The organism is Microbispora sp. H11081, from assembly GCF_012999535.1.
Lineage (GTDB): Bacteria > Actinomycetota > Actinomycetes > Streptosporangiales > Streptosporangiaceae > Microbispora.
Map to the genome: position 1 here is coordinate 1 of NZ_JABBWV010000044.1, position 666 is coordinate 666.

Consider the following 666-nt stretch of genomic DNA (forward strand, 5'->3'; position numbering starts at 1 on the left):
CCGACGATCTCCCCCGCCCGCACGCTGAACGACACGCCCTCGAAATGCCCCGGCAGACTCAACCCCTCCACCCGCAACACCTCAGGCCGGCCCTCATGCGCCCCCCGCGCCGGCCGCGGCGGAAACACATACTCCACATTCCGCCCCGTCATCAACGACACGATCTGCGACGTCGGCGTGTCCTTGGCCGCCAACCCCACCGCGACCGTCCGCCCGTCCTTCAGCACCGTCACCCGGTCACCGATCTCCCGGATCTCCTCCAGCCGATGCGAGATATAGATCACCGCGACCCCCTCAGCGGTCAGATCACGGATCACCCGGAACAGATTCGCCACCTCGTCATGCGCCAACGCCGCCGACGGCTCATCCATGATGATCAACCGCGCCGAATGCGACAACGCCCGCGCCATACTCACGATCTGCTTGTGCGCCGGCGACAACCGGCCCACCTCCGTACGCGGCCGGATCTCCCCATGCCCCAACCGCCCGAGCAACACCCCCGCCGCCCGATCGGCCTCACCCCGCCGCGAAAACCCCAGCGACGACGGCTCATGACCCAAGAAGATGTTCTCCGCCACGCTCAACCCGTCCACCAGGTCAAGCTCCTGATAGATCGTCGCGATCCCCAAACCCATCGCCGCCGTCGGCGGCGCCAGCCGCACCGGC

The 666-nt window shown here is 67.9% G+C and carries 1 protein-coding gene; it reads right to left on the reverse strand.

The annotated features are described in order from the left end of the window. Nucleotides 1–666 (reverse strand): ATP-binding cassette domain-containing protein (locus HHX31_RS33410; protein ID WP_169953803.1); only part of this gene is annotated, 666 nt, incomplete at both ends.